The 14596-nt window shown below is 74.9% G+C and carries 14 protein-coding genes; 8 read left to right on the plus strand and 6 right to left on the minus strand.

The annotated features are described in order from the left end of the window. Window positions 1-8 precede the first annotated feature (8 nt). The 3 genes from ABTY15_RS31275 to ABTY15_RS31285 all read right to left on the minus strand — a co-directional run bounded on the left by ABTY15_RS31275 (window position 9) and on the right by ABTY15_RS31285 (window position 3947). The gene (locus ABTY15_RS31275; RefSeq protein ID WP_350602556.1) at window positions 9-1055 is read right to left on the minus strand and encodes an Lrp/AsnC family transcriptional regulator; all 1047 of its coding nucleotides are present in this window, start codon (window positions 1053-1055) and stop codon (window positions 9-11) included. Then, window positions 1045-2511, minus strand: a complete 1467-nt coding sequence (locus ABTY15_RS31280) for an MFS transporter (protein ID WP_350602560.1) — start codon at window positions 2509-2511, stop codon at window positions 1045-1047. Before ABTY15_RS31280 ends, ABTY15_RS31275 begins: the two co-directional genes overlap by 11 nt. A 536-nt stretch (window positions 2512-3047) precedes the next feature. Beyond that, window positions 3048-3947, minus strand: a complete 900-nt coding sequence (locus ABTY15_RS31285; protein ID WP_350602564.1) for a LysR family transcriptional regulator — start codon at window positions 3945-3947, stop codon at window positions 3048-3050. A 108-nt stretch (window positions 3948-4055) separates the two neighbouring features. On the opposite strand from ABTY15_RS31285, the gene ABTY15_RS31290 reads away from it, so the two are divergent. The 6 genes from ABTY15_RS31290 (at window position 4056) to ABTY15_RS31315 (ending at window position 10983) form a co-directional block, all read left to right on the plus strand. Continuing rightward, a complete protein-coding gene (locus ABTY15_RS31290; RefSeq protein WP_350602567.1) occupies window positions 4056-4994 on the plus strand; it encodes a DMT family transporter in 939 nt (312 codons plus the stop codon). Window positions 4995-5125: 131 nt separating this feature from the next. Then, window positions 5126-6265, plus strand: coding sequence for a GNAT family N-acetyltransferase (locus ABTY15_RS31295; protein WP_350602571.1), 1140 nt, complete (start codon window positions 5126-5128; stop codon window positions 6263-6265). Further along, window positions 6258-7046, plus strand: coding sequence for an aminotransferase class IV (locus tag ABTY15_RS31300; RefSeq protein WP_350602575.1), 789 nt, complete (start codon window positions 6258-6260; stop codon window positions 7044-7046). Before ABTY15_RS31295 ends, ABTY15_RS31300 begins: the two co-directional genes overlap by 8 nt. 281 nt (window positions 7047-7327) lie before the next feature. After that, window positions 7328-7798 carry a hypothetical protein gene (locus tag ABTY15_RS31305; RefSeq protein WP_350602578.1) on the plus strand — a complete coding sequence of 157 codons (471 nt, stop codon included), beginning with the start codon at window positions 7328-7330 and terminating at the stop codon, window positions 7796-7798. Beyond that, window positions 7795-9405, plus strand: a complete 1611-nt coding sequence (locus ABTY15_RS31310) for a multicopper oxidase family protein (RefSeq protein ID WP_350602581.1) — start codon at window positions 7795-7797, stop codon at window positions 9403-9405. The genes ABTY15_RS31305 and ABTY15_RS31310 overlap by 4 nt, the downstream gene beginning before the upstream one ends. 219 nt (window positions 9406-9624) lie before the next feature. After that, on the plus strand, window positions 9625-10983 hold the full coding sequence (locus tag ABTY15_RS31315) for a DUF2252 domain-containing protein (protein ID WP_350602585.1): 1359 nt from the start codon (window positions 9625-9627) through the stop codon (window positions 10981-10983). Between the two features lie 105 nt (window positions 10984-11088). Here the strand turns inward: ABTY15_RS31315 and ABTY15_RS31320 are convergent, their stop codons facing one another. Further along, entirely contained in the window at window positions 11089-12039 is a 951-nt protein-coding gene (locus ABTY15_RS31320) for an LLM class flavin-dependent oxidoreductase (RefSeq protein WP_350602589.1), read from the minus strand. An 87-nt stretch (window positions 12040-12126) separates the two neighbouring features. Here ABTY15_RS31320 and ABTY15_RS31325 point away from each other — a divergent pair, with 87 nt between their 5' ends. Continuing rightward, window positions 12127-12885, plus strand: coding sequence for a helix-turn-helix domain-containing protein (locus tag ABTY15_RS31325; protein WP_350602592.1), 759 nt, complete (start codon window positions 12127-12129; stop codon window positions 12883-12885). Here ABTY15_RS31325 and ABTY15_RS31330 read toward each other — a convergent pair. After that, window positions 12864-13289: a hypothetical protein gene (locus ABTY15_RS31330; RefSeq protein WP_350602596.1), complete on the minus strand. Its 426-nt coding sequence runs from the start codon at window positions 13287-13289 to the stop codon at window positions 12864-12866. The genes ABTY15_RS31325 and ABTY15_RS31330 overlap by 22 nt on opposite strands. A 78-nt stretch (window positions 13290-13367) precedes the next feature. Further along, on the minus strand, window positions 13368-13574 hold the full coding sequence (locus ABTY15_RS31335) for an SbtR family transcriptional regulator (protein ID WP_350602678.1): 207 nt from the start codon (window positions 13572-13574) through the stop codon (window positions 13368-13370). A gap of 89 nt (window positions 13575-13663) precedes the next feature. Here ABTY15_RS31335 and ABTY15_RS31340 point away from each other — a divergent pair, with 89 nt between their 5' ends. Beyond that, window positions 13664-14581 (plus strand): DUF6891 domain-containing protein, encoded by a 918-nt coding sequence (locus ABTY15_RS31340; RefSeq protein WP_350602598.1) that lies wholly within the window; start codon window positions 13664-13666, stop codon window positions 14579-14581. The last annotated feature ends 15 nt before the right edge of the window (window positions 14582-14596 follow it).

Below are 14596 nucleotides of genomic sequence, written 5' to 3' on the forward strand. Positions count from 1 at the left end.
AGCGCCCGTCATCCGGTGCGGGCGTGCGGTGCGCGGTGGACTGCGGTCGGCCGGACCACGGGCGGGCGGACCGCGGGCGGGTGGGCCGGGACGGGGCCGGCGGACTTGAGGGTCTGCAGGATCGGGGCGGATTCCAGGGCGGTGATCTCGGGGACGGCGCCCAGGCGTTGGGTGAGGTAGCGGTGGAGGTCGGCCGGATCCGTGCACAGGGCGGTGGCGGCGAGGTTGCTGGGGCCGGTGGTGGCGGCGACGAAGGCGAGCTCGCGGTGCGTGGCGAGGGCCTGTCCGACCCGGTCGAGGTGGGCCGGGGCGACGGTCATCCAGAGCAGGGCCTGGAGACCGGCGCCGAGCAGCCGGGGATCGATCTCCAGGTCGAGGAACACGGTGCCGTCCGCCCGGAGTTCGGCCAGCCGCCGGGCGACGGTGGCCGGGGTCCGGCCGGTGGCGGCGGCGAGCTCGCCGAGGGCGGTGCGGCCGTCCCGGTGCAGCGCGCCGAGCAACGCGCGGTCGGACTCGTCCAGCTCGCCGCCCGTCCGACCGGCGCCCGTGCTCGCGGCCGTCTCCGGTGTCGGCCGCAGTCGGGCCTGCTGCTCCTCGGAGAGCGCCTCGGTGCTGCCCGGCCAGACGGACGGGCCGCCCCGGTAGGTGTGCAGGACGCAGTGGGCGGAGACGGCGGTGACGCTGGCCGTCCGGGGGATGTCGCGCAGCAGCAGGGTGTGGGCCTCGGGGCCGGGTGCGGTCTCGACGACGGCGGTGATCTCGGTACCGCCGGAGGTGAGCTTCACCCAGGCCGTGTCGCCCCGCCGGACCAGCGCCTGGGCGAGGCTCTGCGCGGTGTGCGGGGCGGTGGTCAGCCGCACCAACCACTGGACGCGCCCGGCCCGGTGCGCCTCGGCGAGCCCGACCACCCGCAGCCCGGCCTCCGCCCGCAGCCGCCGGTAGCGGCGGGCGACCGTCTGCGGCGACACGTCCAGGACGGCGGCGATCCGGCTGAACGGCGCCCGCCCGTCGATCCGCAGGGCGTGCACGAGCGCGCGGTCGAGCTCATCGAGCATGCGGGGCTCCCAGGTGTCGGCCGACGGGATCCGATTCTCCCGCCGTGCCGGTCTCCGCTGGGCCCGCCGGCTCCGCCGGGCTGTCCGGGGTCGCCGGCCTCGGGTCCATCAGCCGCGTGGCGACGGCGGCCAGCGCGAGCGCGCCGACGGCGACCCAGCAGGCCCGCTGCGCCCCGACCGGGTCGGGGCAGGACAGGTAGACCCGGCCGAGCACGGCGACTCCCAGGGTGGCGCCGAGCTGCTGGACGGCGTTGAGCAGACCGGCCGCCGAACCGATCTCCTGCGGCCGCAGCGGCCGCAGCGCCGCCGTGAAGAACGCCGACGTGAACAGCCCCTGCCCGATGCCGATCACAGTGAGCGCACCCACCAGCAGGGTCGGCTGACCGTCCGTACGGTACGCGCCGACGGCGGCCAGCAGGCCTGCCACGAGGACGCCGAGCCCGGCGGCCGTCACCCGCCGCCCGTACCGGTGGACCAGGTACGCCCCCGAGCACCACGAGGCCACCGCCATCCCGGCCGAGCACGGCAGCAGGGTCAGCCCGCAGGTCAACGCATCGGCACCGGAACCGAGTTGCAGCTGGAGGACGACGACCAGCGTCAGCCCGGTGGTGACCGCGAAGAACAGCGCCGAACTCACCAGCGCGGCCGGGAAGCGCACGGTGGCGAACAGGCTGGTCTCGACCAGCGTCTCGGCGCCGCGCCGGGCCCCGCGCCGCTGCTGCGCCGCGAAGGCGACCGCGACGGTCGCCCCGGCGGCGATCGCCGCGAGGGCCGGACCGTCCGGCACGCCTGCGCCCTGTCCCAGCAGCGGGAGGACGACCAGCCCGGTGGCGAGGACGGCGAGGCCGGTGCCGGCCGGGTCGAGACCGGGAAGCCGAGGGGCGCGGTTCTCGATCAGCAGCGGTGCGAGGGCCAGGACGGCGAGCGAGAGCGGCAGGTTGACCAGGAAGACCGCGCGCCAGGAGGAGCCGAACAGGTCCGCGTGGGTGAGTACGCCGCCCAACACCGGGCCGAGGACCGCGGCGAGCCCCATCACCGGGCCGATGGTGCCCAGGGCACGGGCGGTTTCCGCGCCGTGGAACATGGCCTTGATCAGGCCGATCGTCTGCGGGATGATCACGGCCGCCGCCGCGCCCTGGACGGCCCGGAAGGCGATCAGCGTGCCCAGGGTCGGCGCGCAGGCACAGGCCAGCGAGGCGAGCAGGAAGCCCGCGACCCCGTACCGGAACACCCGACGCCGCCCGTACCGGTCGCCCAGCCGCCCACCGGTGAGCAGCAGGACGGCGAACGGCAGCGTGTACGCCGAGGTGAGCCACGGTACGGCGGACGGCGCCCCACCCAACTCCTCCCGCATCCGCGGCGCGGCGACCTGCACGATCGTCGCGTCCAGCAGGTTCATCGCCTCGGCGGTGAGCAGCGCACCGAGCGCCACCCAGCGGCGCGGGTGTACGGACATGGGACCTCCCACGGACAGCGGCCGCCACCCCGGCAACCGGACCGCCGCCCACCCTCCGCCCACCCCACCCCCCGATCCAGCCGGAGCCACCCCACCCGATGATTTCTGCCATCCACCCACCCCTCACCCCCGAAATCCGCCACCCACCCCCACCCGCCAGGCCACCCGCCCAGCCGCAAGCCGAGGGCCGGAGCCACAGGCGTCTGCTCCCTCAGCGCCTGCCGGGCGCGCGGGCCGGTGCCGCGCGGTACGAGGGCGCTGCGGTGCCGCCGGGTGCGGGGGCCCGCTCCGCGGCCCCTGGCGGCCCGCTGCTCAGCGGCAGGCAGCGGGCGGGAGCCAGGGGCGTGTCCGGTCCGTCGGTGCCTGCCGGGCGTGCAGGCGAGCAGGTCGGGGCTGCGCGGTGCCGCTGGGCGCGGGGCCCGCTGTCCGGCCCCGGGTGGGCGTCAGGGGGCTTGCGGCCACCGGGGCGCTGGCGCCTGCCGCAGGGAGGGGCCGCTTGTGGTGGGGTGCCTGCCCTCGCCGGCCCTGGGCGGGGGTCAGGGTGTCGTGGTCACTCGGACGTCGGGGCCCACTGCTGAGAGGAGTTCGCTGACGGTGGGGGTCCAGGGGCGGGTGCTGGGGCCGGTGAGGGTGAGGGTGCGGTGGACGGCGGGGCGGATGGGGATGAGGACGCAGCCGGGCGGGAGCATGGTCTGGGCGAGGGCGGGAATGACGGAGACGCCGACGCCGGCGTGGACCATCCCGATGAGGCTGTTGAGGTCGCGGATGCGGTGCCGTGGGGTGAAGCGGGTGCCGGAGCGGCGGTAGGCCTCGCGGATGTGGCGTTCGCAGCCTCCTTCGGAGAGCAGGAAGTCGTCGTCCTCCAACTCCCCGACGTGGATGGTCTCCTGGTCGGCGAGCGGGTGGTCGCGGCGCAGCAGGGCGTGCATGGAGTCGGCGCCGAGGGGGATGGCTCCGGGCGCGACCGCGCCGGCGTCGACGAGGACCGCGGCGTCGACGGTGCCGGCTTCGAGCCACGCGCCGAGTTCGGCGTCCTCGCCCTCGAAGATGTGCACGGTGATCCGGGGGTAGGCGGCCTTCCAGTCGCGGAGCAGCCCGGGCAGCACCGCCTGGCAGACGGTGGTCGGGGCGGCCAGCCGGACGGTGCCGGCGAGCCCGCCGGAGTGACGGGTGGCGATGGTGCGGACGGCGGCGGCGGAGGCGACGGCGGTGCGGGCGTGGGGGAGGATCTCCTCGCCCAGCGGGGTGGGCCGGGCCGGGTTGCCGCGCCTCAACACGGGTGCGCCGAGGGCCTTTTCGAGGGCGGCGATGACGTGGGAGACGGCGGACTGACTGATCCCCAGTTCGTCGGCGGCCGTGCCGAAGCCGCCGGTGTCGGTGACCGCGACCAGCGCCCTCAGCTGGGCCAGGTTGATCTCCTTGTTGTCCGAGGCCATGAGTCTTCCTCATCTGTCCGGCACCGTCACTTGTTGGACTCATGTTCCGTGCCCGGGCCACCCTCTGTCCAGGTGGAGAACCGTGGACGAGTGCGGAGGTGGTCGAGAGTGCGGCGTTGGTGGCCGGGCTTCGTGATGCTGTCGGCGATCTGGGGCGCGAGCTTCGCCCTGATCAAGGTGGCGGTGGACGCGGGGGTGCCGCCGGTCTGGGTGGCGTGCTGGCGTTGCGTGCTGGGTGCCGCCACGCTGTGGACCGTCCTCGTGCTGCGCCGCGAGCGGGTGCCCCGGGACCGGGCGCTCTGGCGCCACTCGGCGGTGGTGGCGCTGCTGCTGAACACCGTGCCGTTCACCCTGTTCTCGTTCGGCGAGACGAAGGTCAGCTCGGTGCTCGCCGGCGTGATGAACGCGACCACCCCGTTGTTCACCCTGCTGTTCGCGGTGCTCACCGTCGCCGAGGAGCGCCGCCCGGGCGGGCGCCGGCTGGCCGGCCTGGCCCTCGGGTTCGTGGGCGTGCTGACCGTCCTCGGGGCGTGGCGCGGCATCGGCTCGGGCGAGGCCGTCGGCGGCCTGGCCTGCCTGGCCGCCGCCTGCTGCTACGGTGCGGGCTTCGCCTACCTGCGCCGCAACCTCGCCGGTCGGCCGGAGTCGGTGACCACCCTCTCCGCCGTCCAGATCACCTGCGCCACCGCCGAGTTGGGCGTGCTCGCACCGCTCGCCGCGGGCGCCCCGCACTGGCCCGGCGCGGGCCCGGCCGCCGCCCTGCTGGTGCTGGGCGCGGTCGGTACGGGCTTCGCGTACCTGTTGAACCTCGGCCTGGTCCGGGCCGCGGGCACGGCGGTGGCCTCCGCCGTCACGTACGTCATGCCGCTCTGGTCGACCGCCCTGGGAGCGGCCTTCCTCTCCGAGTCGGTCCGCTGGAACGCCCTGCTCGGCGGCGCGGCCGTGGTCGCCGCCGTCGCGCTCACCCGCCCGCAGCCGCGCCCGCAGCCCGAGCGGAGCCAGCACCAGAAGAACGCCAACCACCGCACCAAGCACGCCCATATGTGACTCCCTCCCCTCGGTCGACCCCGGACAACACCGCCGGAACCGGGACGATCGGACAGCTGAATTCGTATCCGATCTGACGTTCGGTGTCCACTGAATTACGGAAAGTCCCCGACCCCCGCTATCGTGGCCGCGTGGTGAGGTCGTGGGATGCTGCGGTGGAGCGGGCGCAGGACCGGCTGGCGGCGGGGCCGCGGCTGCGGTCGGCGGCCGACGGGGACGAACGGCGCTTCGCGCTCTGGGACTTGGCGTCCCTGGTGGAGGGCGAGCTCGGTGAGCGGGTGGCGCCGGACGCGCTCGCCCCGCCCGCCGAGCGGCAGTGGCGCGAACGCCTGGGGGAGAGCGGCCGGGAGTGGCCGGGCGGCGAGCTGTACCGGCGTCGGTACTGGGTGCTCGACACCGACGGCAGTACGGTGGCCGGGACGGTCGCCGTGGACAACTGGACCAAGGGGCCCGGCCAACTCGCCGTCTCCTCCCTCTACCTGAGCCCGGAGGCCCGCGGCCGCGGCCTGGCCGCCGCCGCGCTGGACGAGGTGTACGCGGCGGCCACCGCCGAGGGCCTGCCCGGCTTCCGCCTGGAGGCGCACTGGACCTGGCAGCACGCCGTCCGCTACTACCTGCGGCGCGGCCTCTGGGTGGTCGGCTGGAAGCACGCCCTCGCGCTGGCCCGGATGCCCCAACTCCCGCCCTACCGCGTCCGGGAGGAGGACGACCGGCTGGTCCTGCGGATCGCCGACCGGCAGCGCGGCTGGGTCCCGCTGCTGGCCGCCGGCTACGAGGGCCGGGTGGGCTGCCGGAGCGCCGGCACCCGGGCGGGCGGCGAAACCCCGGACGTCCCCGAGGTCGCGCAGCCCCCCGACGACCGCTGGCTGCGCCTCGACGAGACGGCCGACTACCGGGGTGCCGACGGCTGGGTGCACGGCTACGCGCGCTCGACGCTGGCCCTGTACCTGGCGCTGGCCGGCCGCCCCCTGGTGCGCGGCCCGCAGTGGTGGGCGGAGGCGTGGCGCTGGTCGGACGCCGGCGAGCCGGAGGGCCTGGCGTACAAGATCGGGCACTTCGAGCGGACCGCCCGGGCGGCCGGCCGGCGGGTCGTCAGCCCGTACCGCCCGACGCCCGCGGAACGGCCCGCCCCCCACGACCCCGCCCCGCACGACCCCGCCGTCCACCACCCGGCCCTCCGCCACCCCACCGCGCACCACCCCGCCCCGCGCGGACCCTTCACCGCACCCCGCCCCGCCGTCGGGCGGCTGGCAGACTCGGGGGATGGCTGAGATCGAGATCGACGGCGCCCCCGCCGACGTGGCGCAGGTGGCCGCGCTGGGGCTGCTGAACTACGGGCACTTCACCACCCTGCGCGTCGAGGCGGGCCGGGTCCGGGGCCTGGACCTGCACCTGGACCGCCTGGTCCGGGACTGCCGGACGCTGTTCGCCGTCGACCTGGACCGGTCCGAGGTCCGCGAGCGGATCCGCGCCGTGCTCCCCGCCGACGGCGCACCGCTGATCGTCCGGGCCACCGTGTACGACCCCGGGCTCGGCCTGGAGCGCCCCGCCGGCCCCGCCGCGCCCCGTCTGCTGGTCACCACCCGCCCGGCGCCGGCGGCCGCGCCCGGCCCGCTGCGGGTGCGCACCGCGACGTACAGCCGGGACCTCCCGGAGGTGAAGCACGTCGGCCTGTTCGGCCTGGTCCACCACCGCCGCAGTGCCCAACTCGCCGGCTTCGACGACGTCTTGCTGCTGGACCCGGTCGGCCGGGTGACCGAGGGCGCCACCTGGAACATCGGCTTCCACGACGGCCGCCGGCTGGTCTGGCCGCAGGGTCCGAGCCTGCCCGGCGTCACCGCCGCGCTGCTGGCGGCCGCCCACCCGGGGGAGCAGTCCCGCGAGCCGGTGGACGCCGTCGGCCTGGACCGCTTCGTGGCCGCGTTCGCGGTGAACGCGGGCGTCGGCGTACGGCCCGTCGCGTCCGTCGACGGTACGGCCTTCGACCCCGCCCACCCCGCCGTCGCCGAGCTCGCCGCGACCTACCGGGCGATCGCCGCCGACCCGCTGTAGGCGCGTGGCGTCAGCAGGACCCCGGCACCCGCGCAGCACCCCGGTCATGCCAACCCCGGTCAAGCCGCCCGGTCATGCTGCCCCGGCCATGCCGCCCCGGTCGAGGATCGCTCAAGGCCCACACCAGAGCGTCCCTCGTACGGGTGACGAACCTGGTCCGAGCAGGCGCAATGGGGTGGTGGATCACGCCAAAGCTCTTTATTGGAACTGATCGTGATGTCGGATCAGCTACGCTCTCGCCCGCCCCGCCCGACCCGCCGAGCAGAGAGAGTAGCCCGACAATGAGCAGTCCTCCCGCGGTCACCGCGCCCCGTTGGCCGCTGATCCTGCTACGCATCACCGCGACCACCCTCGGCCTGCTGGCCCTGCTCCAGGTGATGCTGGCCGGCAGCTTCCTCAACGGCACCTACGAGTCGCTCAAGGACCACGAGGGCACCGCGATGACGCTGGGCACGGTGGTCGTCGTCCAGCTGGTGGTCGCCGCGCTGGTCCGCCGCCCCGGCCGCGGCCCGCTCTGGCCGCTGTGGACCACCGCCGTGCTGACCGTCGCCGTCATCGGCCAGATCGCCGCCGGCTACGGCCGGGCCATCGGCGTGCACGTCACCCTCGGGGTGCTGCTGGTCTGCGGCATCCTGTTCGGGCTGGTCGGCGCCTGGCGGCTGCCGCTGCCCGCCCGCGCGGGCAGCCTGCCGGCGCCGGACGGCAGCGGACGGCTGCCGCGTCCCGGCGGGCCGGTGGAGGTGTCCAAGTGAACCGCCGCCGGTTCCTCGGCATCGGCGCCTCCGTCCTCGGCGCGGGCGCGCTGGCCGCGGTCGCCGTGCCCTCGGCCGCCCGGCTGCTCGCCGAAGGCCGCCCGGGCCGACTGCTCAGCAGCGAACTCGACCTGCCGGAGCCGTTCCAAGTGCCGCTGCCGGTGCCGTCCGTGCTCCAGCCCGTGCGCAGCGACGGCACCACCGACTACTACGAGATCACCCAGCGGGTCGCCAAACTGGAGATCCTGCCGGGCGTCAAGACCGAGGCCTGGACGTACGGGGGCACCTTCCCCGGGCCGACCGTGGTCACCCGGTCGGGGCGGGCGGTGGTGATCAAGCACCGCAACGAGCTGCCGGTCCCCTCCGTGGTCCACCTGCACGGCGGCCACACCCCCGCCGACAGCGACGGCTACCCGGTCGACCTGCTGCTGCCCGTCGGCTCCCCGGGCGGATCCGCCGGCCACGCGGGCATGCCCGGGATGGCCGGAACGGGTGGGACGGCCGGCATGGAGGGCATGGCCGGGATGGAACACGCCGCCGGGAAGACCGTCACCGGCGAGCGCGCCCACACCTACCCGGGCAACCAGCGCGCCGCCACCCTCTGGTACCACGACCACCGGATGGGCTTCACCGGCCCCGGCGTCTGGCGCGGCCTGGCCGGCTTCCACCTCGTGCACGACGACGAGGAGAACGCCCTGCCACTGCCGCGCGGCGAACGCGACCTGCCGCTGATGATCGCCGACCGCGCCTTCGCCGCCGACGGCTCCTTCCACTACCCCGCCACCGACGCCGCCCTCGCGGTGCCCGGCGTCACCGACGAGTACATGAACGGCGTCCTCGGCGACGTCATCCTGGTCAACGGCGCCCCCTGGCCCCGCCTCGACGTGGACCGCGCCCGCTACCGGCTGCGCCTGCTCAACGCCTCCAACGCCCGCCTCTACCGCCTCGAACTCGACCCGCAGCCCTCCGGCGGCGACGCCCTCGTCCAGATCGGGTCCGACGGCGGCCTGCTGGACGCCCCGGTCGCCCACGACGCGCTGGAGATCGCCCCCGCCGAGCGCTTCGACATCGTCGTCGACTTCTCCCGCTACGAGCCGGGCACCTCCGTCCGCCTGCTCAACCGCTTCGGCAGCGGCCGCACCGCCGAGGTGATGCGCTTCGACGTCTCCTCCCGGCAGGTCCACGACGACGCGACCGTGCCGGACAAGCTGTCCACCGTCGAACACCTGGACGCCGGTGCCGCCGTCACCACCCGTTCCTTCAACTTCCGGCGCAGCCGCGGCGACGGCTGGACCATCAACGGCCAGGCCTACGAACCGGGCCGCGAACTCGCCCGGCCCGCCCTCGGCAGCACCGAGATCTGGCGGCTCTCCAGCGACGTGCACCACCCCGTGCACGTCCACCTCGACCACTTCCAGGTGCTCGGCCGCAACGGCAAGGACCCGGGCCGGTACGACGGCGGCTGGAAGGACACCGTCGACCTGCGGCCGGCCGAGGCGGTGGAGGTGCTGGTGCGCTTCACCGACTACCGGGGGACGTACATGCTGCACTGCCACAACCTGGAGCACGAGGACATGTCGATGATGGCGGACTTCGTCGTGGAGTGATCCCGGCGGCCCGGGCCCCGGAGGCCGAGGCCCCCGGAGCCCCGGGGGCGGTGCCGTCACCGGAGTGAACCCGGCGCTCCCGGCGGCCCGGGTTTCACCCGAACGGCAGAGGTGCCGGGGGGCGTGCGCTGCGCCCCCCGGCACCCGTGCCCTAGCGTCACGAGGGAGGTGCAGGGGGAGGGTGCACCCGCCACCCCGTCGTCGACCGAGGAGCCGTGCATGACCACCCCCGCCGAACGCCGTCGGCACGGCCGGGAGGCCCGCGACCGTGTCTCCCGCTCCGCCCACGGCCGCTGGATCCCCGCCGCCGACCGGCCCGACCCGATCGACGTCCTGGTGCGCCAAGGGGCCGACCGGGTCACCCGGCTGCTGCCGATCCGCTACGGACGGATGTCCGACACCCCGTTCACCTTCCTGCGCGGCGCCGCCGCCGTCATGGCCGCCGACCTCGCGGCCGTGCCCGACAGCGGCCTCACCGTCCAACTCTGCGGCGACGCCCACCTGTTGAACTTCGGCGTGTACGCCTCCCCGGAACGCGCGCTGCTCTTCGACGTCAACGACTTCGACGAGACCTATCCCGGGCCCTTCGAGTGGGACGTCAAACGCCTCGCCGCCAGCGTGGCCGTCGCCGCCCGCGACAACGGCCTGGACGACGACCGGGTGCACCGCGCCGCCCGCACCGCCGTCCAGGGCTACGCCACCGCCATGCACAGACTGGCCGCGATGGGCGAACTCGACGTCTGGTACGCCCGGATCGACACCGAGGACCTGCTCCCGCTGGTGCCCAAGGCCAAGCAGCGCAAGCGGGTCGAGGAGAACCTCGCCCGGGCCCGCCGCCGCACCAGCCTCCATGCCTTCGGCAAACTCACCGAGGAGCGGGACGGGCGGCGCCGCATCGTCAACGACCCGCCGCTCATCGAACCGCTGAAGAAGACCGAACTGCGCGAGGTCGGCAAGGTGTTCAGCGACTACCGGGCCACCCTCGCCGAGGACCGCCGGGTCCTCCTCGACCGCTACCGCTTCCTCGACGGTGCCATGAAGGTCGTCGGCGTCGGCAGCGTCGGCACCCGCTGCTTCATCCTCCTGCTGGAGGGCCGCGACGAGCGCGACCCGCTGTTCCTCCAGGTCAAGGAGGCCGGGCGGTCGGTGCTCGAGGACCACCTGCCGCCCACCCGGGTCGACGCCGAGGTCGCCGCGCACCACGGCGGCCGGCGTGTGGTCACCGGGCAGCACCTGATGCAGGCGGCCAGCGACATCTTCCTCGGCTGGACCACCGGCCCGGCCGGCCGCCACTTCTACGGGCGCCAACTGCGCGACATGAAGGGCTCGGCCGAGGTCGGCGACATGACCCCGTCCGGCCTGCGCGCCTACGCCGACCTGTGCGGCCGCACCCTCGCCCGGGCGCACGCGCGCACCGGCGACCGGATCGCCATCGCCGGCTACCTCGGCAAGGCCGACACCTTCGCCGACGCGATCGCCGACTTCTCCCTCCAGTACGCCGACCAGACGGTGGCCGACCACGCCGAACTGCTCGCCGCCATCGAGGCCGGGCGGATCACGGCGACGAAGGGGATCTGACCCGGCGGGGGCCCGGGCCGGGAGAGCCGGCCCGGGCCCCGGCGGCCCGGCCAACCGGCCCGTCCACCGGCCCGTCCACCGGCCCGGCCCCGCGACCCCGCGGCCTCACCCGACGGGCTGCAACAGCTGCTCCCGCACCGCCGCCAGCCGCTCCAACTGCTCCCGCTGGGACGGGAGGTCGAGCGCCCCCAGGCGGACCACCAGGTGCCGGGCACCGGCCGCGGCGTACCGGCCGAGCGTGGCGGCGACCTCCTCGGGGGTGCCGAGGGCGAAGGCCTGGATCTTCTCCACCTCCGCCAGCGGCAGGCCGTAGTTGGCCAGGGCGTAGGCGTCCACGGTCTGCCGGGCGGCCTCGACGTCGCGGTCGATCCGGACATTGACGAAGAGGGCCGGGGTGACGGCCCCGGGGTCGCGTCCGGCCCCCTGTGCGGCGTCCCGGACGCCGGCGAGCCCGTCGGCGTAGCCCTGCGGGGTGGGCGGGTAGGGCAGCCAGCCGTCGTACCGGCGCCCGGTGCGGGCGAGCGCGGCCGGAGTCGCGCCGCCGAGCCAGATCGGCGGCCCGCCGGGGCGGAACGGGGTGGTCATGGGCGGGATGGCGTCGAAGGAGTGGAACTCGCCGTGGAACTCCGTGTCCCCGCGCCACAGGGCCCGCCACAGGTCGACCGTCTCGTCCAGCCGGGCGAACCGCCGCTCCCACGGCACCTGGGACAGCTCGTGCAGCGGCTGGCCGAAGCGCCCGGGGAAGCCGGCGCCGACCGCGACCGCCAGCCGACCGCCCGACAGCAGGTCGATCGAGGCCAGCGTCTGCGCGGCCAGGACCGGGCGCCGCAGGACGGGCAGCAGCGCCCCCGTGCCGAGCGTGATCCGTTCCGTCACCGAGGCGACGGCCGACAGCATGGTGAGCGGCTCGATCCGCGGGGTGAGCAGGGAGTCGTTGACGAAGATCGAGGAGAACCCCAACTCCTCGGCCCGGCGGGCGAATCCGATCAACTCGCGGGGGTCTCCGGCGGGCGTCCACTGGGCCTGGCCGGTCGGAAGGAAAACACCGATGTCCATGCCGCAGATCCTGCCCGCGCCGCGGGAGTCGGCTCAATTCCCTTCCGGGAATGGCGGCCGGCGCGCGCCCGGGATAGAACTCTCCTCGTGGACTTCCCCCAGGCGCTGCGCGAGCGCCGCACCGACCGCCGGCTCAGCCAACTCGACCTCGCCACCCGGGCGGGCACCACCCAGCGGCACCTCAGCTTCATCGAGTCCGGCCGTTCCGTCCCCAGGCGGGGCATGGTGGTCCGGCTCGCCGAATCCCTCGACCTGCCGCTGCGCGACCGCAACGAGCTGCTGCTGGCCGCCGGTTACGCCCCGGTCTACCCGGAGAGCCCGCTGGACGGGCCCGCGCTGGCGCCGGTCCGGACGGCGATCGACCACATCCTGGCCGGCCACCTCCCGTACCCCGCCCTGGTGGTGGACCGTCGGGGCGAGGTCGTCGCGGCCAACCGGGCCCTGGACCTGGTGACCGAGGGTGCCGACCCGCGCCTCGTCGGCCCCGGCACCAACGCCTACCGGCTCGCCCTCCACCCGGACGGCCTCGCCCCGCGCATCGTCAACTTCGCGGCCTGGGCCCGGCACATCCTCGAACGAACGACCCATCTCGGCGAACTGCACGCCGAGTTGACCACCTACGTGCCCGAACTCGAGGTCACCGAGCAGCACCTGGGCTTCGCCGTGCCGCTCCAGCTGCGCACCTCGGTCGGCGAGCTGCACCTGATGACGACGGTGACCACCTTCGCCACCGCCGTCGACATCACCCTCGCCGAGCTCAAGTTGGAGGCCTTCCTCCCCGCCGACGAGGCGAGCGCCCAGGCGCTGCGCGGTGCCGCCCCCGCTCAGAACCCCGGGAACTGGTAGTCGGCGGCGATCCGCCCGTCCGCCCCGAGCACCACGAACTCCGCACCGCCGCCGACCGGTTCACCCCCACTGGTCGGCACCATCTCCCAGCCGAACCGGACCACGTCCCGCAGCCGCACCGCGTCCTGCCGCGCCCGGAAGGTGAACTCCCCGGGCGCCACGAACTCCTCGTACGCCCGCGTCACCCGCACCTCCAACTCCTCGTACCCGCGCGCCTCCAGCACCGGCTCGTCGAAGCCGACCCGCGCGGCCGCCTCCCGCACCTCGACCGGCGGATGCAGCAGATGCGTCCCGTCCTCGGTCCACAGCTCCTCGATCGCCTTCCGCCGCAGGCCGGCATCCGACTCCGTCCACAACGCGGCGTAGCGGTCGGCGAGTTGCTGGGCGGTGGTGTGGTTGCTCATGGTCCTGTTCCTCCGTGTGATCGGCTCTGCCCCCCATCCTGCGGGCCGGTCCGCGGGGCGACAATTCCCGCCAGGGAATCACTCGCGGGGCCGCAGGCCGTCCAGTACCAGCCGGAACAGGTGGTCGCGGCGGTCGGCGAGGGTGGGGGCCCGGTCGGCGATCCAGCTGAGGGCGTTGGCGAGGGCGAAGATGTCGACGGCGGTGACGTCGGGGCGGATGGTGCCGTCCTGCTGGGCGGCGGCGAGGAGGTGGCCGGCGGCCTGTCGTTGACAACCGGAGGACAGCCCAGCAGGGCGTCAGTCAGTGCCCGAGCCACGACCACCGGAACCTGAGTATCAGCATCAATGTCAGTGCCGTGTGCAAGGGTGACGGCATGCTGGCGATCACGGTGCAGGACAACAACGGGCGACACCTCCGGGTGAGCGCGGACGAACTGGCGCGCCTGGTGCGGCGGATCGGTGCGGACGGCGACCGTTTCCTGGTCGTCCAGCGGATACCGGACCTGCCCGACGTCTACATCCAGGTGTGGCACGCCGAGGGCGGCGACTACGCGCTCGAACACCGCGACGGCTCCGCCGAGCGGCACTTCGAGGTGCGGCTCGACGGGCCCGAGCCGGTCGCCGCCGCGATGACGGCCTGGGCGCAGGGCGAACCGGGTTGGGGCGACGGCTTGGCCTGGGAGCGGCTCGACACGGGGCCCGCGCCCGAGCCCGTCCCGCCGCTGGTGCTCACGGCCGAGGAGACCGGGGATCTGGAGGAGCGCCTGCGCCTCACCCTCGCCGGCGGCTACACCACCCGCGCCCGGCTCGCCGAACTGGCCGAGGACTACCTGGTCGCGGGCGACCGCCGTCCGGTCACCCGCGAGCAGGCCGGGCAACTCGCCGACCGGCTCTGGCTGGAGCGGGTCGGCGAGCAGACCGGCTGGCTGGGCGAGACCGACCCGGAGCGCCTCACCCGTGCCTTCGGCGCCCTGGAGGTCGCGGGCATCACCGCCCGGGAGGACTTCACGTGCTGCCGCAGCTGCGGCGACGCCGAAATCGGCGCCGAGGGCGATCCCGACGCCCGCGGCTTCGTCTACTTCCACTCCCAGTGCACCGACTCCGCCGCCGCCGGTCACGGTCTGTCCCTCCTGTACGGCGGCTTCGACGGCTCCCCGCTGACCACCACTGCGGTCGGCCACGAGGTGGTCGCCGCCCTCACCGCCGCAGGTCTGCCCACACGCTGGAACGGTGACCCGTCCCGCGCGATCGAGGTCCACTCCCTCCTCTGGCGCCGCCGACTGGTCGGGTGACGCCCCATGACGCCC

The organism is Kitasatospora sp. NPDC097643 (assembly GCF_040302625.1).
Lineage (GTDB): Bacteria > Actinomycetota > Actinomycetes > Streptomycetales > Streptomycetaceae > Kitasatospora.